Annotated in this window: 22 protein-coding genes; 16 read left to right on the forward strand and 6 right to left on the reverse strand. The window is 69.8% G+C overall.

Features of this window, described 5'->3' with window-relative positions; genetic code table 11:
- Positions 1–8: 8 nt before the first annotated feature.
- The gene (locus KY572_RS30250; RefSeq protein ID WP_224246836.1) at positions 9–809 is read right to left on the reverse strand and encodes an alpha/beta hydrolase; all 801 of its coding nucleotides are present in this window, start codon (positions 807–809) and stop codon (positions 9–11) included.
- A gap of 69 nt (positions 810–878) precedes the next feature.
- Between KY572_RS30250 and KY572_RS30255 the strand changes: the two genes are divergently transcribed.
- Positions 879–1166: a DUF3467 domain-containing protein gene (locus KY572_RS30255; RefSeq protein ID WP_224246837.1), complete on the forward strand. Its 288-nt coding sequence runs from the start codon at positions 879–881 to the stop codon at positions 1164–1166.
- An 8-nt stretch (positions 1167–1174) separates the two neighbouring features.
- Positions 1175–1717 carry a DUF2378 family protein gene (locus tag KY572_RS30260; RefSeq protein WP_224246850.1) on the forward strand — a complete coding sequence of 181 codons (543 nt, stop codon included), beginning with the start codon at positions 1175–1177 and terminating at the stop codon, positions 1715–1717.
- Between the two features lie 7 nt (positions 1718–1724).
- Here KY572_RS30260 and KY572_RS30265 read toward each other — a convergent pair whose 3' ends face one another.
- Positions 1725–2282 carry a hypothetical protein gene (locus tag KY572_RS30265; RefSeq protein WP_224246852.1) on the reverse strand — a complete coding sequence of 186 codons (558 nt, stop codon included), beginning with the start codon at positions 2280–2282 and terminating at the stop codon, positions 1725–1727.
- A gap of 113 nt (positions 2283–2395) precedes the next feature.
- On the opposite strand from KY572_RS30265, the gene KY572_RS30270 reads away from it, so the two are divergent.
- The 8 genes from KY572_RS30270 (at position 2396) to KY572_RS30305 (ending at position 9488) form a co-directional block, all read left to right on the forward strand.
- The gene (locus KY572_RS30270) at positions 2396–3523 is read left to right on the forward strand and encodes a pentapeptide repeat-containing protein (protein WP_224246854.1); all 1128 of its coding nucleotides are present in this window, start codon (positions 2396–2398) and stop codon (positions 3521–3523) included.
- A 167-nt stretch (positions 3524–3690) separates the two neighbouring features.
- On the forward strand, positions 3691–4395 hold the full coding sequence (locus tag KY572_RS30275; RefSeq protein ID WP_317987922.1) for a hypothetical protein: 705 nt from the start codon (positions 3691–3693) through the stop codon (positions 4393–4395).
- Positions 4396–5316 carry an oxygen-dependent coproporphyrinogen oxidase gene (gene hemF, locus KY572_RS30280; RefSeq protein WP_224246856.1) on the forward strand — a complete coding sequence of 307 codons (921 nt, stop codon included), beginning with the start codon at positions 4396–4398 and terminating at the stop codon, positions 5314–5316.
- A 6-nt stretch (positions 5317–5322) separates the two neighbouring features.
- Positions 5323–5949, forward strand: coding sequence for a hypothetical protein (locus KY572_RS30285; protein ID WP_317987923.1), 627 nt, complete (start codon positions 5323–5325; stop codon positions 5947–5949).
- Between the two features lie 46 nt (positions 5950–5995).
- Positions 5996–7627, forward strand: coding sequence for a hypothetical protein (locus KY572_RS30290; RefSeq protein WP_224246858.1), 1632 nt, complete (start codon positions 5996–5998; stop codon positions 7625–7627).
- A gap of 75 nt (positions 7628–7702) precedes the next feature.
- Positions 7703–8320, forward strand: coding sequence for an RNA polymerase sigma factor (locus KY572_RS30295; protein ID WP_224246860.1), 618 nt, complete (start codon positions 7703–7705; stop codon positions 8318–8320).
- A 68-nt stretch (positions 8321–8388) separates the two neighbouring features.
- Positions 8389–9036 carry an anti-sigma factor family protein gene (locus KY572_RS30300; RefSeq protein WP_224246862.1) on the forward strand — a complete coding sequence of 216 codons (648 nt, stop codon included), beginning with the start codon at positions 8389–8391 and terminating at the stop codon, positions 9034–9036.
- A 2-nt stretch (positions 9037–9038) separates the two neighbouring features.
- On the forward strand, positions 9039–9488 hold the full coding sequence (locus KY572_RS30305) for a hypothetical protein (protein ID WP_224246864.1): 450 nt from the start codon (positions 9039–9041) through the stop codon (positions 9486–9488).
- Between the two features lie 16 nt (positions 9489–9504).
- Here the strand turns inward: KY572_RS30305 and KY572_RS30310 are convergent, their stop codons facing one another.
- The 3 genes from KY572_RS30310 to KY572_RS30320 form a co-directional block, all read right to left on the reverse strand.
- Complete coding sequence (locus tag KY572_RS30310) at positions 9505–9948, reverse strand: SgcJ/EcaC family oxidoreductase (RefSeq protein WP_224246867.1); 444 nt, start codon at positions 9946–9948, stop codon at positions 9505–9507.
- Positions 9924–10742: a hypothetical protein gene (locus tag KY572_RS30315; protein ID WP_224246869.1), complete on the reverse strand. Its 819-nt coding sequence runs from the start codon at positions 10740–10742 to the stop codon at positions 9924–9926. Before KY572_RS30315 ends, KY572_RS30310 begins: the two co-directional genes overlap by 25 nt.
- A 95-nt stretch (positions 10743–10837) precedes the next feature.
- Complete coding sequence (locus KY572_RS30320; RefSeq protein ID WP_224246871.1) at positions 10838–11371, reverse strand: hypothetical protein; 534 nt, start codon at positions 11369–11371, stop codon at positions 10838–10840.
- A 422-nt stretch (positions 11372–11793) separates the two neighbouring features.
- On the opposite strand from KY572_RS30320, the gene KY572_RS30325 reads away from it, so the two are divergent.
- The 5 genes from KY572_RS30325 to KY572_RS30345 all read left to right on the forward strand — a co-directional run bounded on the left by KY572_RS30325 (position 11794) and on the right by KY572_RS30345 (position 17579).
- Positions 11794–12027, forward strand: coding sequence for a chaperonin (locus tag KY572_RS30325; RefSeq protein ID WP_224246879.1), 234 nt, complete (start codon positions 11794–11796; stop codon positions 12025–12027).
- 53 nt (positions 12028–12080) lie between these two features.
- Positions 12081–13670, forward strand: a complete 1590-nt coding sequence (locus KY572_RS30330; RefSeq protein ID WP_224246880.1) for a phospholipase D-like domain-containing protein — start codon at positions 12081–12083, stop codon at positions 13668–13670.
- A gap of 130 nt (positions 13671–13800) precedes the next feature.
- Entirely contained in the window at positions 13801–15165 is a 1365-nt protein-coding gene (locus KY572_RS30335) for a hypothetical protein (RefSeq protein ID WP_224246881.1), read from the forward strand.
- 89 nt (positions 15166–15254) lie between these two features.
- On the forward strand, positions 15255–15638 hold the full coding sequence (locus KY572_RS30340; RefSeq protein ID WP_224246883.1) for a BlaI/MecI/CopY family transcriptional regulator: 384 nt from the start codon (positions 15255–15257) through the stop codon (positions 15636–15638).
- 3 nt (positions 15639–15641) lie between these two features.
- Positions 15642–17579 carry a M56 family metallopeptidase gene (locus KY572_RS30345; RefSeq protein WP_224246885.1) on the forward strand — a complete coding sequence of 646 codons (1938 nt, stop codon included), beginning with the start codon at positions 15642–15644 and terminating at the stop codon, positions 17577–17579.
- 27 nt (positions 17580–17606) lie between these two features.
- Here KY572_RS30345 and KY572_RS30350 read toward each other — a convergent pair whose 3' ends face one another.
- The gene (locus KY572_RS30350) at positions 17607–18014 is read right to left on the reverse strand and encodes a cupin domain-containing protein (RefSeq protein ID WP_224246886.1); all 408 of its coding nucleotides are present in this window, start codon (positions 18012–18014) and stop codon (positions 17607–17609) included.
- Positions 18015–18255: 241 nt separating this feature from the next.
- Between KY572_RS30350 and KY572_RS47450 the strand changes: the two genes are divergently transcribed.
- Positions 18256–19974 carry an aldehyde dehydrogenase family protein gene (locus KY572_RS47450; RefSeq protein WP_263452127.1) on the forward strand — a complete coding sequence of 573 codons (1719 nt, stop codon included), beginning with the start codon at positions 18256–18258 and terminating at the stop codon, positions 19972–19974.
- The last annotated feature ends 107 nt before the right edge of the window (positions 19975–20081 follow it).

Consider the following 20081-nt stretch of genomic DNA (forward strand, 5'->3'; position numbering starts at 1 on the left):
GAGCTGGCTCATACACAGATGCCCGACGCCGAGCCACGTTCCTCGCCCTGGAGCCCTTCCAGGAAGTCACCCACCTCCAGGGCCAGCCGGGGGCCCCCCCGGTCCCGGGGGATGATATGATAGCCCTCCTGGAGGGACAGCAGCCGCACCAGCGGAGCACCCGTGAGCTGGCCTGCGAGCCACTTGCCACCCTCGGGGTCCACCACATGGTCCTGCTCGGCTACCGCCACCAGGGTGGGGCAGCGCACGAGCGGGGCTTCCTGGAGCGCCGCCTCCTGCACCTCCCACAAGTCCTTGAGACGCGCGCTCGGGAAGGCCGGGAGGATGGGCGCCTCCGCCAGCGCCACCGGATCGCTCAGGTCGGTGGCCGTCTTGCGTACCCAGGGCTTCACCCGCTCCAGCAGGCCCGTGTTCCGCAGGCTCTTGAGCAGCGCCATCGTGGGCCCCTTGAAGCGCGCGGCCGGGGCGATGAGCACCAGCCCTCCGACACGCTCCGGGCTCCGGGCCGCCAGCCGCAGCCCGAGCATCGCCCCCATGGACAGTCCGGCAACGAACACCTGGCGGAAGCCGCGCAGCGAGTACAGGGCCTCCCACGCCGCCTCCTGCCAGTGGTTGTGGTTGGCCTCGAGCATGGCCTCCGGGGTGGTGCCGTGGCCGGGCAGTCGCGGGGCCTTCACGTACAGGCCTCGGGCCGCCAGCGCCTCTCCGAGCGGCCTCACCTCCCACGGGCTGCCGGTGAAACCGTGCAGCAGCAGACAGGCGTCCTCGCCATGTCCCAGCTCGAAGGGTGCGGTCTTCCAGGTGTCCATACCGAGGGCGTGCGCGTTCACGAAGGAACGCTAGTCACGATACTGCCGGAGCGATATTCCCACTGCCTCATGTCCGACACTCCCAAGCCTCCCGCGCCCTCGCTTCAGATTCAACTCGACGAAGATGTGGCCCAGGGCCGCTATGCCAACATGGCCATGGTGGACCACAGCAGCACCGAGTTCACCCTGGACTTCATCTACGTCTTTCCGCAGCAGCCTCGGGCCAAGGTGTTCTCCCGCGTCATCACCAACCCCCAGCACATGAAGCGGCTGGTCCAGGCGATGCAGGAGAACATCGCTCGCTACGAGGCGAAGTACGGCATCATCCTCCTTCGAGAGGAGGATCGCAGGCATTGAGGTCCGCCATGACCGCCACTTTGTCCGGCCGCGTCACGCAGGGCTCCTTCTTCGAGGGGCTCTTCGTGCGCGCGCTGGGGGCGGAGGGCGCCTTCGCCGACGCCCTGCGCACGGTGGGGGTGGATGTGCGGCGGCTTCAGCCCAGCTACCCCATCGAGGTCTGGAACGAGGCGCTCGAGGTGGCCTGGAAGCAGCGCTTCGCGCACCTGGAGCGCGAGTCGGCCTACCGCGAGCTGGGCCGACAGCTGGCGTACGGCTTCATCAAGACGCTGGTAGGCAAGGTGGTGGAAGTGAGCCTGCCGCTGCTGGGGCCCGAGCGCTTCGTGCAGCGCCTCCCCAGCCTCAGCCGGCTGGACACCTTCGACTATGAGGTGGAGGTGGAGCGGCTGGCAGAGCGGCGCTACCGCGTCTCCTACCGCCGCGATCCGGACGCCAAGCCGGACTTCATGGCCGGGCTGTTCGAGGTGGGCCTGCGCCGCACGGGCGTCGAGCCGACGGTGACGGTGACGATGCGCGAGCGGGCCGGCTTCGACCTGGAGATGCGCTGGTGAGCGGCCGTCAGCGCTTCTGGCTGGCGAGGTAGATGTCCACCTGCTGCTCCACGTCCTTGGCGAACTCGGGATCCAGGTGCTGGAGGATGGCCCACTCGATGTCCAGGGCGCGGCTGAACATGGGCTTGGCGGGAGAGTAGGGCTCGCCGGGGACGTAGTTGGTGGTGCCCTCGCCGCCGCGCTTGCCGCCGTCGCCGCTGGACATGGCGGGGTGCGCGGCCGTGCGTCCCGGCGTCGCCCACGTCACCTGCTGCGCGCGCACCACGAAGCGGCCATCCGACTGCGTCTGTCCCGCGACGAGCACCTTGGACCAGCGGGCCATGGCGTCGAGGTCCCCGGTGATGCGCCACTGGGTGCGCAGGGAGTGGGCCGAGCCGCCCGGTGCGAGGATATAGCCCTGCTCACGGAGGACCGCCCGCGCCGCGTTCATGACCTGCTCGGGAGGCAGTGCGTAGGCCATCTCTGCGCTCGTCCGCTCCAGCAGCATTCGACGCTCGTCCCGCGTGGTGGCACATCCGGTGCCCAGCAGCAGGACCCCCACTCCCAGCAACAGCCAGCATTTCATGAGACCACCTCTCAACCGCCCCGACTGGTTGAGAGGAACGACGGAGGCGCGAGCACATATCGCCGCCAGCGTCCCTGGGTACGTTTCCGTGAGGTGGGCTACGCTCAGTCCGCTTGCACTCGCGGCCTGAACTCGTCTCACGCTGGAACACGCCGGATGGCCTGCGCCGGCGCGCGCGGCTCCTGGAGCTGGGGCTGCGGGGGCCGTGGCGGAGCGTGCTCGCGGGCTTCGCGGCCACCGCCGAGCTGGGGGACAACCTGGGCGATCTTCGGGGCATCGAGCTGAGCCAGCAGGAGCTTCCCGGGGCGGACCTCCTCCGGGCGCGGCTGGACGGCGCGAACCTGGAGGACGCGGACCTGGCGGGGGCGCGGCTGGAGCTGGCGACGCTCTCGGGCGCCTCGCTGAACTGGGCCACCCTGGACCGCGCGAACCTGCTGGCCTGCGTGGCGCTGGAGGCCCGCTGGGACGATGCCTCGCTGGAGGAGGCGGTGCTCACGGCCTCCAACCTCACGGGCAGCTCCTTCCGGCGGGCGCGGATGAGGGGCGCGCACCTGACGGTGGCCACGCTGAAGCGCGCGGACCTGCGCGTGGCGGATCTCCGGGGCGCGGACGTGCGCTACTGCGACTTCGAGGACGCGTGCATCGCCTGTGTCCGGAGGGATCGGCCCCGCCTCTACCGTACGGAATTGGCGCGGCTGGCGGAGCGGAACGGGTTTCCGACCTTCCGCGACGCGCTGGAGCTGAGCCCGGGGGGCTCCGCGCTCCGGTTCCTCCACTCGCGGGAGCTCTTCCTGCATGTGGAGGCGGCCCTGGAGGCGAGCCCCGAGCTCGGCGGGGAGATCATCGCGCTCCTGGAGACACCGGAGCTGTTCAGCCAGCTCCTGGGGGCCCTGGCCCTGGTGCTGGGCGGAGCCAACGCCAGAACCCTCCAGGCGCTGTGGTCGGCCATGGACCGAGACAGGGCTCCTGCCCAGCTCGCGCTGGTCGCGCTGCTGGTGGATCAGGAGTTCGAGCGCAAGGCCGCCTCCCGGCTCTCGGGCCCCCCGCGCCCCCCGCGGCCCCAGGTGCGTGCCAGCCTGGCCTGGGCCCACGAGCGGCTGACGGGCGCCCGCGTCCCCCGGCCCGACGTGACCGAGGAAGAGCTGCGGCACGCCGACTCCGTCAACCGCCGCTGGCTGAAGGGGCTTCGCCGCTTCGTGGAGCCCGATCTGCAGCTGGCGTGGCCCGCGCTCCTCGTCTGAGCTGCCCGTTGCGCGGCCCGCGGGATGTGTCGTCCGCCGGGCGTCCAGGCGGCCCCGGTAGAGGGGAACTGCTCGTAGTGCTGGCCTCGGGGCGCGGCACGGCGCAGACTCCACGAGCCGTGTACCGACTCGTACTCCTCCTCATGCTGTTGATGGCTCGGACTGCCTTGGCCCGCTGTGTGGGGGATGGGGTGCAGGTGTTCCCGCGTCCGGGGGCCACCATCCCCACCAACACCCGGCTGCTGCTGGAAGGCATCGGCTCCGCCCGCACGCTGGTGGCGGAGCTGCCGGGCAAGACGATGCGGCTGCAGACCAGCGGCCACGAGGTCCGCGTGAAGGCGCAGCGCGGGTGGAGCAGCCAGCTGGAGCGCGTCACCGTGGTGCTCAAGCTCGACGGGCAGCTGCTCCCGGACAAGACCTATACGCTGCGCCTGGACGACGTGCTGCCCGGCACGGTGGCGCTGCTCAACGGCACCGGCAAGTCCATGCCCGAGTGGACCTCCGGCAAGGGCCCCGACAAGACCGCTCCCCGCTGGCTCAAGCGCCCCGCCGTCTCCGAGGGCATCGCCCGGCGCAACGAGGAAGGCGTCACCCGCTACGTGCGGCTCACCATGTCCCTGAGGGAGGAGAGCCCCTCCTATATGGTGGTGACGCTGACGCGGAAGCAGCCGGGTGTCGCGGCCCAGCACTATGTGATTCCGGTGGTGAATGGCTCGGCCCTGCTGGGCCACGAGCCCTGCAGCGGGGCCTTCGCCTTCGAGGATGGCAGGAGCTACCGCGCGCGGGTGGAGGTGTTCGACTCGGCGGGCAACCTGGCTCCGCCCGTGCCCCCGCTGGACTTCGAGGCGCCCTCGGCGCCCCCGGGAGGGTAGATGACGTTGGATGTGCAGAAGGTGGAGAGCCTCAAGCAGCGCATGTCGGAGTTCATCCATCAGCTCCAGGATGAGATCTGCGGCGGGCTGGAGCGGCTGGATGGGCAGGGGCGCTTCCGCGAGGACCCCTGGCAGCGGCCGGGCGGTGGCGGTGGGCGCTCGCGCGTGCTCGAGGACGGGGCGGTGCTGGAGAAGGCCGGGGTGAACATCTCCGTGGTGTTCGGCGAGCTGGAGGAGGCCTTCGCCAAGAGACTGCAGGGGCAGGGGCGCCAGTTCTGGGCCGGAGGGCTGTCGCTGGTGCTCCACCCGCGCAACCCGTTCGTGCCCACCGTGCACGCCAACTACCGCTTCATCCACCAGGGCAGCAAGGCGTGGTTCGGCGGCGGCGCGGACCTGACGCCGTACTACCTCTTCGACGAGGACGCGGTGCACTTCCACCGCACGCTGAAGGCCGCGTGCGACAAGCACGACCCGGCCTACTACCCGCGCTTCAAGGCCACCTGCGACAAGTACTTCCATCTGCGCCACCGCGAGGAGAGCCGAGGCGTGGGCGGCATCTTCTTCGAGGACCTGGGCGGCGACCTGGAGCGCGAGTTCGAGTTCGTGAAGGACGCGGGCCGGGCCTTCCTGCCCTCGTACCTGCCCATCGCCGAGCGGCGCAAGGACACGCCGTATGGAGAGGCGCACCGCTTCTGGCAGGAGGTGCGCCGCGGGCGCTACGTGGAGTTCAACCTGGTGTACGACCGGGGCACCATCTTCGGGCTGGAGACGAAGGGGCGCACCGAGTCCATCCTCATGTCGCTGCCGCCCCAGGTGCGCTGGCGCTACGAGTACCACCCGGAGCAGGGCTCCCACGAGGCGAAGCTGGTGGAGGTGCTGCGCAACCCGCGCGACTGGGCCAGCGGAGGCCAGGGAGGGTAGGGGCCCGTGTCGTCTCTCGTCTGTCCGCGCTGCGGTGCCACCCACGAACTCGTCGGCCGCAAGGCCGGAGAGCGCTTCCCGTGCTCGTGCGGCAACGAGCTGGTGACGCCGGAGGTGTCGCCTCGGAGCTGGGGCCGCAAGGGCGCCCTCGTCCTCGCGCTGCTGGCGCTGCCGTGCGTGGCCGGCATCTGGGGCGTGGCCTTCTACATGAAGCGGATGCGGGAGCTGGAGCAGAGCGCGAACACGGCCTTCCGCGCCGAGGCGCGCGCGGGCAGCTCCGTCTCGGACGAGGCCCGCATCAACGTGATTGCCCTGTGCGACGCGGTGCAGATGTATCGCAGCGAGAGCGGCGTCTTCCTGGCGGCGGGGCCCACGCCTCGTGAGGTGCCCAGGGGCGGCCAGCCCATGCCCTTCCCGGCGGACGAGGCCTTCGAGAAGCTCGGCTTCGCGCCCGGGACGGCGGTCCGCCTCCAGTACCAGGTGGTGGTCCGCGAGGACCCCGTCGGCGAGCCCGAGGTCACCTGCTACGCCCGGGGTGATCAGGACGGCGATGGGCAGAATTCCGTTTACAGCGTGACACTCGACGCCAACGGAATGACGACCCCCGTCACGGTGGAGAGAGAGGACGAATAGGGGGGCCCCTCGCAACTTGCCTGCCGGGTGGGCGAGAATGTGAGAGATGGGACACGTAGGTGACATTGGCGGCGGCGGCAGGCGCGGTCGCGGCGATGGCACCCGTGTCGGCAGGGCCCCGACGGCCGAAGGCAACCCGTCCGCGGACGCGGCGGACACCCTGCCCGGACGAGGCTCGGGCAGGACCGGCGAGCGCCCCGCCTATCGGACCGGAGAGCGCCCCGCGATGGGCACCGGCGAGCGCCCCGCCTATCGGACTGGCGAGCGCCCCGCGATGGGCACCGGCGAGCGTCCCGCGCTGCGCACCGGCGAGCGTCCCGCCTATCGGACCGGCGAGCGTCCCGCGCTGAATGATCGGGGCCAGTCGCCCCGGACGGGCAGCCGGCCCGCGCTCCCCGCCGCGACCTTCGCCGATGCGCTCACTGACAGCCAGGCGGGCAGGGTCTCCAGCGGCGCGGAGACCCTGGTGATGCCCAAGGTGGAGCTGCCCCCTGAGTCCGCGAGGATGACGCGGGGCGGCAAGACACGCGAGATGCCAGCCCTGAAGGACGGGAAGGCCTCGACAAACCCGGACTCTTCCCCTGAGACGCCCGAGGGGCGTACCGTCAACGATATGGATACTCCGATCGGTCGCGGAGGCGGCACTCGCATCGTCCGTATGCCCGAGGCACTCGGCGGCAGAGGCCGCGCCGAGGGGGCCGAGGGAGGCCCGCCGTCGCGACCGGGCAAGGGAGCCGACACGCCCGCGCCCACCCCGCGCCGCGACGGCTTCGGCACCGCGCCGACGACGAGCAACCGGCCGGCGCTCGGCACGGGCGAGGTGAAGGGGCCCGTGCTGCCCGTGGAGCAGCTGATCCCGGAGGGGCTGGACGAGCTGGGCGATCTGGAGGCGGTGGCCAAGCGCTTCGCCTCGGACGGGGCCCTGCTGCACCAGCAGATCCGGCCCTCGGATCTGCCGTCCACGGATCGCGCCGTGCGCCTGTGGGCCTTCTTCACGGCCTACGCCGAGGCCGCCGCGGGCAAGGACGGCCAGGGAGACGCCCAGCAGATCTTCGACAAGGCACTCAAGGAGCAGGGCTTCGGCGAGTACCGGGACGCGCGCACCGGGGACGACGGGGCGAAGGCGGCCAGGTGGGTGCTCCAGTCCGGCAGCCCCGAGGAGGCTCGGGAGCGGGCGGATCAGGTCGAGCTCGAGCCCCCACCCGAGGTGCTCCTCTCCGAGGCCGCCCGTTCCCAGGAAGGCGCCAAGGGCACGCAGCCCCAGGAGGCGGCTCGCAGGCCCGACGAGCCCCCGCCGCAGTCCCAGGCCTTGAAGGACAGCGCCTTCTCGCAGGGCCCCGAGCGCGCGCCGCTGGAGCGGATGCCCGGCCAGTCCGAGTTCGTCCGCGTCAACCCGCAGCTGGCCGACATGCCCAAGGCCGTCATCCTGCCGCAGAACCCGGATCAGCTCCGGCGCTCGGACGATGACTCGCCCGTCTCCCGCTTCGACGACCTCATGAAGAAGCTGAACGGGAACATGCGCCTGGGCAGCAACATGCTCTGGAACCTGCTCCACCGCTCTCGCAATGGCCCCGAGGACAGCGCCATTGAAAAAGAGAAGTGGAATCAGCTCGTCTTCGCCGCGATCATCGCCTTCGTGGGCCTGATGATCGTCATCATGATGGTGGTCGCCCTCTAGGCCGCCGGGCAGTGAACCTTCCCTGCTCGCGGACTTCTTGGGATTTCGCGGGCTTGTGTTAGGGTGCCGGCCTCATTGGCCACCGACGATCTCACCCTCGTCAAGCGCGTCCGCAGCGGCGACCAGCGCGCCTTCAAGCTCCTCGTCGAGCGCTACCAGCGCAAGGTGTACGCCGTCGCGCTCGGAATGCTCAAGGACAAGGAGGAGGCGATGGACGTCTCGCAGGAGGCGTTCGTCAAGGTCTACAAGTACCTGGACCACTTCAAGGGTGACGCCTCGTTCTACACGTGGCTCTACCGCATCACCGTCAACATCTGCATCGACATCATCCGCAAGCGCGCCGGCGCGGGCGGAGAGTCCGTGGAGTTCGACGAGACGCTGCCCATGGACGTGTCCGAGGCGAACATCGGCGCGCTGGGCAGCCGGCTGGGCACCAACCCCCAGAAGAGCGCGCTGAGGCGCGAGCTGGCCGAGAAGATCCAGGAGGCGCTGGCCGCCGTCCCCGAGAAGCACCGCGCCATCCTCCTGCTCCGGGAGATGGAGGGCATGTCCTACGAGGACCTGTCTCGCACCCTGGACATTCCCAAGGGCACGGTGATGAGCCGGCTGTTCCACGCCCGGGCCAAGGTCCAGAAAATCCTCAGTCAGTACCTGGAGTTGGACGAGGCCAAGAGCGGGGTGGGCAGTGAGTAGCCGAGCTTGGAATATCGGGGGGAAACTCCCGTCACACAGGAGCAGTCGCCAACTACCAGGGTGAAGCCATGGCCGGAAATCCTGCGTGCGAGCGGTTCGTCCCGCTCCTGTCTCCCTACATCGATGGGGAGCTGTCTCCCACCGAGCGCGTGAACGTCGAGCGTCATCTCTCCGCGTGCAAGGCGTGCACGGGGCGCACCGCGGACCTGCGAGCCGAGTCCGGGCTGCTGCGGGTGGGCCTGGAGATGGCGGTGGACGAGGTGGACTTCAAGGACTTCGCCCAGAAGGTGATGGCGCGGGTGACGCCGGAGAAGCCGCCCCTCTTGGAGCGGCTCAAGCTCTCGCTCTCGGAGATGTTCCTCTACCAGCGCACCACCATGCTCTCCTCGCTGGCCACGGCGGCCGTGGCGCTGCTGGTGGCCGTGCCGCTGCTGATGCGCAACAAGGCCCCGGTGGGCTACGCCGCCGAGCACATGACGGTGCAGGCCGTGCGCGCCTACGACACGGCCAAGGTGGCCCCGGTGGTGATGGAGGCCGACAACGGCAGCTCCATCATCTGGCTGGTGGACGAGGACACGCACCGCGACAAGGCCGCGCCCGTCAATGGCGGTGACGAGTCCGCCAGCGACGAGCTGGAGCTGGACGAGAACCCGCTGAACCCCAAGCCGTTGCCGGCCGGTAAGGACACCCAGGCTCCCAAGGGAGGCTCCCTGTGAGGATGCAGCGACACTCGAGCGCGGTGCTGGCGCTGCTCGCGCTGGGGGTGATGTTCTCGCCCCTGGCCGCGCAGGCGCAGGAGCAGAAGGTGAAGATCCAGGTGCAGGTGGTGCTCGCCTCCAACAAGGGCGACACCGTGGATCCGCCCGAGCTGGCGCAGATGAAGGAGACGTTCCGCAAGCAGAACTTCAGCTTCACCTCCTTCAAGCGGCTGCAGCTGGAGACGCTCGAGCTGAGCGCGCAGAAGGCCTCCGAGGTGCGGCTGCCCAACGGCGTCAACGCCTCGCTGAAGCTGTTGGCCCTCAAGGAGGGCATCGCCACGGTGCGCGTGGACATCCCGCAGCAGTCCGGCGTGGACGTGGAGCTGGGCCGCCAGGGCTCCGTCTACCAGAAGGCCGGCAAGCACGTGGGCGGCGAGCTCATCCTCGTGCTCTCGCCTCCCGCGCAGTGAGCCGGGACGGGCGGCCTCAGAAGCCGCCCATGAAGGCGTAGGGCCGCACCGCCAGGTAGCGCCAGCCCTCGGGGCGGCGCACCACCACGAAGGCCACGTGCATGGGCACGGCGCGCGTCTGGCCGTCGGCCATGCGCACGCCCTCCACCGTCATCCGCGCGTCCGCGAGCACCGTCCCCGGCGCCAGCGTCCGCGTGTGGATGATGGTCATCCGCGTGTGCGTGTCCCGCATGGGGCCGGAGTGCTCGGTGGCCAGCAGCTGCTCCACCGCGGCGCGCCCTCGGGCATGGTGCCCCCGGGTGTTGAGGAGGTCTCCCTCCTCCACCCAGTAGGCCGCCATCCCCGCCGCGTCATGGCGGTTCCACTCGGCGATGAAGCGCTCGACGAAGGCGTCGAGCTCGCGGCGCTCGGGCTCACCCGCCCCGCTGCCCTCCGTCACAGCGTGGCGACCTCGGGCCACGGGGCGGTGGACTTCTCCTCCGCGTCAGCTCCCTGCGGCGCCTTCACGGCCGCGGGGGCAGCCTCGACGGTGGGCGCGGCCAGCACCTGGCTGGACGGCTCGGCGCGCTTCTCGTCCACCTTGTTCTCGCGGCGCTGCGCCAGCTCGTCGCGCAGGCCGTGGAACATGGAGTCGAAGGCGGTGTAGGCCCGGTCCACCAGCGCGATGGCCTCGGCCTGGAGCGCCGGCGACAGCGGGATGCCCACGATCTGCCGCTCGATCTCCGACTCGAACACCTCGTGGGCCTGCTCGATGTGCAGGTGGAAGTCCGAGAAGTACTTCAGCTTCTGCGGGCTCTGCGTCGCCGCGTTGGTGAGCACCGCGGTGCGGCCGAAGAAGACGTGGCCGGTGGACTCCAGCACCAGCACCAGCACGATGCGCAGCCGGTCATCCGTCGCGCGATACACCTCGGTGATGAGCTGGTAGGCCGCGTCGCGCGTGGAGGCGCTCGCCCGCCCGTAGAGCGCGCTGATGGTGAGGGGGCCGCCCGTCAGCTTCGCGATGTCCTCGAGGAACCAGCGCTCGTGGCCCAGGTCCTCGTCCCGGTGGTGACGGGCGATGCGCTTGAGTGCCGGGTCCTGCACCATCTGCTCGTTGAGGCGCAGGATGTCCTGGAAGGTCATCACCCAGAAGGCCAGGCGCGGGGCGAACGAGGCGATCTGTTCGATGGGGCGATCGAGCCGCAGCTCCGCGAAGAAAGGATGCTTGGCAAAATTCGCCTGCTTGGCCTCGATGTGCTCCAGGACAGCCTTCATGACATCCTCCCCTGCTTTTCCCTAGGTGCTTCGTCAGATGTAACGGTTGTCGAGACACCCGAGGAGGCATTCGACCGGAGCTACATGAAAACAGCCTACCAAGTGATGAGATATGTGCACGAGGCATCACCTCGTCTTCGACAACTTCGAGGGTCGTGCTCGATACGGACCCAGAGCGAGTCCTTCGGGCGGTACCGGTCACAGATGGCCTCCACCAGCCCGAGATCCAGATCGCACGGGTAGGGGTTGTCGCACACCATCTTGGCGCTGCGACGGTCGCTCTGCTCGTAGTGGTAGCCCCCGATGGGATCGCTGCCACGATGATTCATGTGGTACGCCACATCGATGGAACGCAGTCCCTTCTCCAGATTATCCACGTCCGGGGGGAAGTGAGCGTTCTCGGGGATCTTCCGGCCGATGGCTCGAACGGTGCTGGGGCCGATCTTCTCGAAGATGAGCCGGAACGCGTTGAGCAGGTTCGTCAGCGGGTACCAGGTGTCCGCCTTCAGGGGGGTGATGCCGTTCTCCGCGAGGATCCGCAGCGCCCGGGACTGCACCACCTCCATCCCGCCCACGATGGAGAGAATGGCCTGGCCCACCACTTCAGCGTTCGGGAACGGATTGGTCATCGTGGACTCGACCCTGGCAGGGCGCGTCTTTGGGTCCATCTATCGGGTACCCCAGCGATCCCCCTGCTTCCATTGAAACGGTTAAAGCCGTCAATTGCAAATAGTCCGCGATGTAAGGAGTTCTGCCGTGAGGCAGGTGACGCGCTGCGGCGACACATGTCTTTGTAACAGTGTGTGCGGCAGTGGACGTTCCCCGAGTCCCGGGGCGGCAGGGGCCAGTCATTCGTTCCGGTCATCCGCCCCATTCTGAAAAAACGACAGGCCCTCGAGGGGTGGGGCTGATCCTCTGGCAGGCATCCTACCTCGTAAAAACAAGGGTTTGTCGCGCGGCATGGCGGTTGCTGAAGGAGTCTACGCGGGGCGGCGGCGGGTCGGGTGGTCGAGTACGGCACAAGCAACCAGCACCTCAGGGAGACGAGACCATGGCGAAGACTCAGCGGCGTGATCAGGTCAATCGGCGTAAGGCGCGGCAGACGAAGGTGGCGCGGGCGACGGAGAAGGTGGTTCGGCCCATGAAGCGGGTGCAGGTGACGCTGGGCGATCTGATCGCGGCGGCCTTCGACACGGTGGGTGGTGAGGTGAAGAAGGTGGCGCGCGTGGTGTCGTCGCCGGCGATGACGCTGGCCACGGGTAAGCACATCGTCGTCGTCGGCTGAGACGCTCCTGCAGGTGGGCTGGCGCCTGGGAGGCTGGCGACCGGGAGTTCATCGTGAGACGCATCCTCGTTCCCGGATCCAACTGCTGGCTGCAGGCCGAGGCCGCACAGGCGGGTGTGTTCGTCGACGCTCGGGACTACTACCGGGCGTTCCATCGGGCAGCGCGCCGAGCCAGGCAGTACATCGCCATCACCGGGTGGCAATTCGACAGTGACGTGGCGCTGCTGCGCGGCGAGGACGCGCGGGAGGCGGGGGGCGAGGTACGGATGCTCCCGCTGCTGCGTGAGCTGTGCGAGCAGAACCCAGAGCTTCAAATCTACATCCTCGCGTGGGACTACAGCCTGCTGCTCGCGCTCGAGCGCGAGTGGATGCAGCAGGTGCTCTTCAGCTGGCACAGCAACCGGATCTTCTTCCGCTTCGACGGGTCGGCGCCGCTGTCCGGAGCCCACCATCAGAAGCTGGTCATCATCGACGGGCAGGTGGCCTTCACCGGCGGCATGGACATCTGCGACTGCCGCTGGGACGACCGGAGCCACCCGGCGCGCTCGTCGATGCGCTGCGACACCGGGAGGGATCCGCACGGCCCCTACCACGACGTGCACTCCGTGGTGACGGGCCCGGTGGTGCAGCCGCTGGTGGAGCTGTTCGAGGCGCGCTGGTTCAACTCCGGAGGCGGCGAGCTGCGGCTGCCCGCGCCCGTGTCGCGCGATGACGTGGAGATTCACTCCACGCTGCCGTTGCCGCCGGGGCCGGTGGCCATCAGCCGCACCTTCGGCAAGACGCTGGTGCCCTGTCAGGAGGCGGTCCGCGAGGTGCGCGGGCTCTACCTGGACGCCATCGACTCGGCCGAGCGCGTCATCTACGTGGAGAACCAGTACTTCTCCTCGCGAGCCATCTTCCAGGCGCTGGTGCGCCGCATGCGGCAGCGGGAGCGGGGCCGGCTGCAGATCGTCTTCATGCTGCCGCGACAGCCCGAGGCGCTGCGCGAGCAGCTGGCCATGGGCGTGGCCCAGGTGCGGCTGCTGCGCGTGCTGCAGCGCGTGGCGAAGCTGACCGGCCACTCGCTGGGCGTGTACTGCGCGGCGTCACGCGACGAGGACGGCGAGGACCGCTACACCTATATCCACTCGAAGCTGCTCGTGGTGGACGACCGCTTCCTCACGCTCGGCTCGGCGAACACCACCAACCGCAGCATGGGGCTGGACTCGGAGCTGAACCTGGCCTGGGAGGCCGAGGACGGACAGGAGGGCGACGCACTGCGCCACGCCATCCGCCGGCTCCGGGTGAGCCTGCTGGCCGAGCACGTCGGGCTCCAGGGCCAGGCCGTCGTGCGCGAGCTGACGCGCGCCGACCGGCTGGTGTCCTTTCTGGACGAGATGGCGCAGAGCGGCAAGCACCGACTGCGCCCGCACCCGATGGAGACGCTGTTCGATCAAAGCCCGCTGCTCAAGTCGCTGGAGCCCGACGAGCTCATCATCGATCCCGAGGAGTCGGTGCTGGACGAGAGCCTCTTCGAGTCGCTGCAGCAGGAGCAGGGCCTGCTCGCCACCAGCTTCCGGTTCTTCACCAGGTGGTTCATCGGCCTGCCCGAGCGGCCTCACCCCGCGAGCCTGCCGGTGGAGCCTCCTTCCGCCGAGCCGTGAGCGTCACATCGGCGCGGAGGTAGGAGCCAGGACGACGCCTGCCTCTCTGCTCACCGGGCGAGCGTCACCCACACATGTTTCAGGCGTCCGTTCCTTCCCGGATCGCAATGGATGGGTAGAGTGGCCGGGAATGAACGCCGCCCCCTTCCTCGTCCTGCTCACCGTTCTTCATCAGGCCACTTCGACCGGAGGGTACTCCGGGGGAGGGTACTCCAGCGTGGAGGAGCTCCCTCAGGGGGACGCCTCGTCGGAGAGCTCCTCCACGTCGTTCCGGCTGGCGCTCGAGGTGGGGCCGCTGAGCCTGCCCTCGGGCACTCCGGGCGGCGGCCAGGACATCTTCGCGCAAGCCATGCCGGTGGCGCGGCTCGTCCACGGAGAGAGCTTCGGCGTGGAGCTGGGCGCCCCGCTGCGCCTGCGCCTGCTGGATGCCGACCCGAAGCAGACCGACCAGGACTACGGCGGATACCTGCGACGCGAGGACTGGGACACGCTGAGCGACCTGGGGCAGATCCTCCGCGAGCTGCGCATCGGTCGCGATGACAACGTCGCCAACCTGCGCGCCGGTCCGCTCCAGGCCTTCACGCTGGGCGAGGGACACCTGGTGGATCGCTATGACAACCGGCTGTCGCCCAACTACCACCCGACGGGCGCGCTGCTCACCGTCAACGTGGGCCCCACGCGCGTCCAGGCCATGGCCAGCGACGTGCTCGCGCCCCGGCTCTTCGCGGGCGAGGTGCGGCTGGACATCGGCCGGCTCGCCTCGCAGCAGGACAAGCACTTCGACCGCTACCACGCGATCGCCTCCGTGGCGCACGACTTCGGGCGCGTGGGGGAGGAGGCCACCGAGGCCATCACCGCCGTGCTCGTGGGCGGCGACGCGGCGCTCTACAAGGGCGAGAACCTCCAGTTCTTCGCCATCGGCGGCGCCGGCACCCGGGTGGATGCGGGCTCGCCGGACATCGGCGGCTTCGGCGGCTTCTCCATTCGCGGCAACACGGGCCGGGTGGACATCAGCGGTCGCGTCGAGGGGCGCTTCGAAGGAGGCAACTTCCGCTTCGGCCTCTTCGGCCCGTCGTACGAGCTGGCCCGCTACTCCGCCACCGGCCTGTCCGAGCCGCCGCTCGCCGAGGAGCGCATGGACAAGAACCTGGCCGGCTACGCCGAGCTGAAGCTGGGCCTGGGCAGCGGCGCTCCGGAGGAAGTGAACGCCTCGGCCAGCGCCGCCGTGGAGCACTTCACCACGGGCCGCACCGACACCGACTTCACCCTGGGCCTCAAGTTCCCCGGCGGCAGGACGCTGGCCACCGCGCGCGTCATCATCGTCGGCATCGGCACCCAGCCGCGCTACTCCGCGCACGCCGAGCTGCGCCAGCGCATCCTCGACTGGCTCTACGTCTGGGGCGCCGGCGGTACCGTGCACTTCCCCCAGGCGGATGGCTCGCTCGTGCGTGGCTACACGGCGGGGGCCGGCGCGGGCGTGGACTTCGCGCGCTGAGCCGGGCCCGCTTCGGTCGGCTTGACTACAGCTGTAGGCAGGCGTACCTTCTTTCTGACTACAGCTGTAGTTAGCGAGAAGGGGCCGAGATGAAGTCGGTGGGAGACCAGGAGCTGGCGGTGCTGCGGTACGTGGCCGAGCACGGGCCCATCACCGTGGGAGAGGTGGCCGAGCGCTTCGGCGAGCCCCAGGGGCTGGCGCGCTCCACCATCCTCACGGTGATGGAGCGGCTGCGGAAGAAGGGCCACCTCACCCGGACCAAGGTGGAGGGCGTCTTCCAGTACAGCTCGCCGGTGCCGGCGTCGGAGCTCTTGCGCGGCGTGGTGGGGGACTTCGTTCAGCGCTCGCTCGCCGGCTCCCTTTCGCCGTTCGTCACCTACCTGGCCGAGGCCGAGGACGTCTCCGAGGAGGAGCTGAAGCAGCTCCAGGACGTCGTGGCGCGGCTGCAGTCCCGCAAGAAGGGGAAGGAGTGAGCCATGGGCACTCACGGGCTGATGGACCTGGGCTGGGGACTCTCCTTGATGGAGGGACTGTGGCGGGCCTCGTGGCAGGGGGCGCTCTGTGCGGCGCTCGTCTGGGCGCTGACGCGCGCGGTGCCGCGCATGCCCCCGTCCCTGCGCGCGGGGCTGTGGTGGCTCGTCTCGCTCAAGTTCGTGCTGTCCCTGGGCGTGCTCAGCCCGGTGGCGCTGCCGCTGCTGCCCGCGCCTGCGCCCGCTCCTCTAGAGGTGGGGGCCGCGCCGCTGCCGGAGGGTGAGCCCGTCTCCTGGGTGTCCCTGGGCGGCGCGAGCGCCTCGGCTCCTCGGGAGCGTCCGGTGCCGTGGCGGCAGGTGGGCATGGCGGCCCTGCTGGCGGTGTGGGGGATGGGCATCGCCTGGCAGCTTCGCGGACACGTGCGGGCCTGGGCCTCCGTGCGCCGCCTCCGTCTGCGCGCGCTGCCGCTGCGAGACGAGGAACTGGAGGACGTCGTCCGGGAGCTGTCGCTCGAGGCGGGCCTGCGGCGCGTGCCGCGGCTGCTGGTGTCCAGCGAGGTGGCGAGCCCGCTCGCCACGGGGTTGCTGTCGCCGGTGGTGGTGCTGCCCGCCAGGGCGGTCCAGCGCCTGGATGCGGACGCGCTGCGGATGGCGCTGGCGCATGAGCTGGCCCACTTCCAGCGGCGGGATTTGTGGCTCGGCTGGGTGCCGGCTGTCGCCGAGACGCTCCTCTTCTTCCACCCGCTCGTGCGCAAGGCCGCCCGGGAGTACGCGCTGGCCCGCGAGGAGGCCTGTGACGCCGAGGCCCTGCGCCTGACGGGCGCCGAGCCCGGGGACTACGGGCAGCTGCTCCTCGCCTTTGGTGTCACCCGTTCTCACGGAACCGCCGCGGCGCTCGGCGCTTCCGCCCACCTTCACGCGTTGCACAGGAGGTTGACCATGTTGGAGCACGTCGATGTCTCGACTCCCCGAGGCCGGGCGCCGCTGAGAGCGGCCCTGCTCGTCCTCGGCGCCGCGGTGCTGGTGCCATTCCAGGTGGTGGCACGAGAGCCACCTGCCTCCCCCCCCGCGCCCACGGTGCCTGCCGTGCCTGCCGTGCCGAAGGTAGCAGCGACTCCCAAGGTGGCTGCCGTGCCGGCCACGCCCCCAGCTCCGGCGTCCGTAGGCGCGAAGGTGTCGCCTCCTCCCCCAGTGGCTCCCAGGGTCGCGGCTCCTCCCGCGCCTCCTGCTCCCGTGGTGGCGCCCCTGGCTCCGGTCGCCCCGGTGCCTCCCGCGACACCGATGCTGGCCATGTCGGACGATGACGACGATGACCACGACGATGACGTGGATGGCTACGTCCTCGTCTCGGGCGACCACGTGATGATGTCGGGCTCGACGTCGGACCTCCGCCGCGCCAGGTCGATGCGCACCGGCGGCAAGGACGTCCTCTTCATCCGGCGAGGCGACAAGGCCTACCTGATCCGGGACCCCAAGATGCTGGAGCAGGTGCGCGCCACCTTCGAGCCGCAGACGAAGCTGGGGCAGCAGCAGGCGGAGCTCGGGAAGAAGCAGGCCGAGCTGGGCGCGAAGCAGGCGGAGTTCGGGCAGAAGCAGGCGGCCCTGGGCGTGAAGCACGCTCAGCTGGGGTTGAGGAATGCCGAGCTGAGCCTCCAGCTCTCTCAGGCGGCGATGCGGGGCGACGATGCGGAGCGCGACCGCAAGGAGAAGGAGCTGGAGAAGGTCCAGGCCGCGCTGGAGAAGGAGCAGGACGCGCTGAATGACGAGCAGGAGGCGCTCGGCAAGGAGCAGGAGAAGCTCGGCGAGCAGCAGGAGAAGCTCGGCGAGCAGCAGGAGAAGCTCGGCGAGCAGCAGGAGAAGCTCGCGCACGAGAGCCAGAAGAAGGTGAAGGCGCTCATCGACGACGCCATCACCAAGGGGCTCGCCGAGCCGGTGGGCTCCTGAGGCGCTGGAGCCCGGACTCGCCCGGGGCTATCCGCCCTGGACGATGTTGAAGAAGGACTTGATGACGCGCTCGCCCTTCACGTCCCAGAGGACGACCTGGCCCTGGCGGATGAAGTAGCTGTCCCCGGGCCGGTAGGTGTGGCTCTGCCCGCTCTCGTCGGTGATGATGACCTCGCCCTCCAGGATGGTGGCGTGCTCGGTGAAGGGGAAGGTGACCTCCACCTTTCCCCGGGTCGCCATGAAGAGGCCGGCCGTCATGGCTCCCTCCTTGAAGTCGACCTGGGCGAAGATCTCCGGCTTGCCCTCCAGCGTCTTTCCGCCCAGGTTCTCCGGAGCTCCCAGCGACACGAACCGCGAGGTGTCTCGAACGGGTCCGGGCGTGTACACGATCATCTTCCCCTCACGCCCCGCTGCCTTGGCTGCACTCGCTTGCATGAATCTCTCCGGGTTGGCTCAGCAGTGAGGATGGTACCCCCATTCGCTCGTGACAGGACCATGGCTCGTGGGACAGGCGGGCCGACCGCCGTCCGCCTCCATGCGTGCTGCGGAAGGAGAGCGTTGTGCAGCGGGCAGAGACATAGGAGCAGCTGACGGGGCGTCCCGGAATGCGGTGACGACCCTGGGGGGCTCGCCTAAGGTGACGAGCCCTGGCTTCTGTCGAGGGAGGTCCCTGCTCATGACCCTTGCCGTCGCTCCCACGTCCACGCCCATCTCGTCGATGGACTCGCTGGTGCGCCGCCTCAAGGAGGGCGCCCACTCCTGGGTGAAGGTGACGCTCGGCGAGCGCATCGCGTTGCTGGAGGAGCTGCGACGCGGCTACCACGCCATCGCCGCGCCCAGCGTCCAGGCCGCCTGTGAGGCCAAGGGCATCCCGCCCGGCAGCCCCATCGCCGGCGAGGAGTGGCTGGCCGGGCCGCTCGTCGTGCTGCGCAACCTGCGCCTCCTCGTCGAGTCCCTGAAGGACATCCAGCGCCACGGCGCGCCGCGCATCCCCTCCTCGGCGCTGCGCACGCTCGAGGACGGGCGGCTGAGCGCGCGCCTGTACCCGGCCGACCTGCTGGACTCGATGCTGCTCATGGGCCACGTGGGCGAGGTGTACTTCCAGCCCGGGGTGACGGCCGAAAACCTCCGCGAGCACCAGGCCTCCTTCTACCGCCGCCCCCACGAGGGCCGCCTGTGCGCCGTGCTGGGCGCGGGCAACGTCAACTCCATTCCTCCCGCGGACTGCCTCTACAAGCTCTTCGTCGAGGGCACGGCGTGCGTGCTCAAGATGAACCCGGTGAACGCCTACCTGGGGCCCTTCCTGGAGCAGGCCTTCGCGCCGCTGGCCCGCCGCAACGTGTTCGCCGTCGTCTACGGCGGCGCGGAGGAGGGCTCGGCGCTCGTCAACCACCCGGACGTGGACGAGGTGCACATCACCGGCAGCGACAAGACGCACGACATGCTGATGTGGGGGCCGCCCGGCCCCGAGTCCGACGCCCGCCGCGCGCGCAACGAGCCGCTGCTCAGGAAGCTCATCACGAGCGAGCTGGGCAACATCTCCCCCGTCGTCGTGGTGCCGGGGCCCTACAGCGACGGCGAGGTGCGCTTCCAGGGCGGCAACATCGCCGGCATGGTGGCCAACAACGCCTCCTTCAACTGCAACTCCGCCAAGCTGCTGGTGCAGCCGCGCGACTGGGGGCGCCGTGGGCAGGTGGTGGACGCGGTGCAGACGGCGCTGGGCCGCACCAGCGTGCGCCGCGCCTGGTACCCGGGGGCCGAGCAGCGCTGGAAGCAGTTCACCGAGGGCCGCAAGGGCCTGCGCCTGGTGGGGACGCCGGGGCAGGGGGAGCTGGCCTTCGCCCTGGTGCCGGACGTGGATCCGTTCCAGGCGGAGGACCGCGTCTTCACCCAGGAGCCCTGGTGCACCGTGCTCTCCGAGACGGGCCTGCCGGGCGCCGATGATCCGGTGGCCTTCCTGGAGCAGGTGGTGCCGTTCCTCAACGACAAGGTGTGGGGCACCCTGTGCGCCACGCTCGTGGTGCACCCGAAGTCGCTGAAGGATCCGGCGGTGAGCGCGGCGGTGGAGAAGGCCATCCGCGAGCTGCGCTACGGCGCGGTGGCCGTGAACACCTGGCCCGCCGCCGTCTTCGCCCTGGGCGTCCTGCCGTGGGGCGGCCACCCGTCCTCCACGCCCCAGGACATCCAGAGCGGCCTGGGCTGGGTGCACAACACCAAGATGCTGGAGAGCATCGAGAAGGCCGTGCTCCGGGCGCCGCTGACCAGCTTCCCGCCCTCTCCGTGGATGCCCGGCCACCGGGGCGTGGCCACGCTGGGGCGCAGGCTCGCGGACTTCGAGATGGCCCCCTCCTGGCTCAGGATTCCGGCCATCGCCGCTGCCGCCATGCGCGCCTGAAACCTGAATCGGGCGTCGGGGGCTCGAGAGAAAAGGCGACGCGGCGTCCAGGCGGAGTAAGCTCGACGCCTACCCCTCCAGGGAGGGGGGTGACGCACCTGGGAGAT

This window comes from Hyalangium gracile (assembly GCF_020103725.1).
In the GTDB taxonomy this organism is placed as follows: domain Bacteria; phylum Myxococcota; class Myxococcia; order Myxococcales; family Myxococcaceae; genus Hyalangium; species Hyalangium gracile.

Bases quoted from the DNA above. Each gene is read 5' to 3' on its own strand.
- KY572_RS30250 (WP_224246836.1), bottom strand. From the start codon at position 809: ATGGACACCTGGAAGACCGCACCCTTCGAGCTGGGACATGGCGAGGAC.
- KY572_RS30260 (WP_224246850.1), top strand. From the start codon at position 1,175: ATGACCGCCACTTTGTCCGGCCGCGTCACGCAGGGCTCCTTCTTCGAG.
- KY572_RS30255 (WP_224246837.1), top strand. From the start codon at position 879: ATGTCCGACACTCCCAAGCCTCCCGCGCCCTCGCTTCAGATTCAACTC.
- KY572_RS30335 (WP_224246881.1), top strand. From the start codon at position 13,801: ATGAACGCCGCCCCCTTCCTCGTCCTGCTCACCGTTCTTCATCAGGCC.
- KY572_RS30315 (WP_224246869.1), bottom strand. From the start codon at position 10,742: ATGAAGGCTGTCCTGGAGCACATCGAGGCCAAGCAGGCGAATTTTGCC.
- KY572_RS30305 (WP_224246864.1), top strand. From the start codon at position 9,039: ATGCAGCGACACTCGAGCGCGGTGCTGGCGCTGCTCGCGCTGGGGGTG.
- KY572_RS30320 (WP_224246871.1), bottom strand. From the start codon at position 11,371: ATGACCAATCCGTTCCCGAACGCTGAAGTGGTGGGCCAGGCCATTCTC.
- KY572_RS30350 (WP_224246886.1), bottom strand. From the start codon at position 18,014: ATGCAAGCGAGTGCAGCCAAGGCAGCGGGGCGTGAGGGGAAGATGATC.
- KY572_RS30325 (WP_224246879.1), top strand. From the start codon at position 11,794: ATGGCGAAGACTCAGCGGCGTGATCAGGTCAATCGGCGTAAGGCGCGG.
- KY572_RS30265 (WP_224246852.1), bottom strand. From the start codon at position 2,282: ATGAAATGCTGGCTGTTGCTGGGAGTGGGGGTCCTGCTGCTGGGCACC.
- KY572_RS30340 (WP_224246883.1), top strand. From the start codon at position 15,255: ATGAAGTCGGTGGGAGACCAGGAGCTGGCGGTGCTGCGGTACGTGGCC.
- KY572_RS30345 (WP_224246885.1), top strand. From the start codon at position 15,642: ATGGGCACTCACGGGCTGATGGACCTGGGCTGGGGACTCTCCTTGATG.
- KY572_RS30290 (WP_224246858.1), top strand. From the start codon at position 5,996: ATGGGACACGTAGGTGACATTGGCGGCGGCGGCAGGCGCGGTCGCGGC.
- hemF (WP_224246856.1), top strand. From the start codon at position 4,396: ATGACGTTGGATGTGCAGAAGGTGGAGAGCCTCAAGCAGCGCATGTCG.
- KY572_RS30300 (WP_224246862.1), top strand. From the start codon at position 8,389: ATGGCCGGAAATCCTGCGTGCGAGCGGTTCGTCCCGCTCCTGTCTCCC.
- KY572_RS47450 (WP_263452127.1), top strand. From the start codon at position 18,256: ATGACCCTTGCCGTCGCTCCCACGTCCACGCCCATCTCGTCGATGGAC.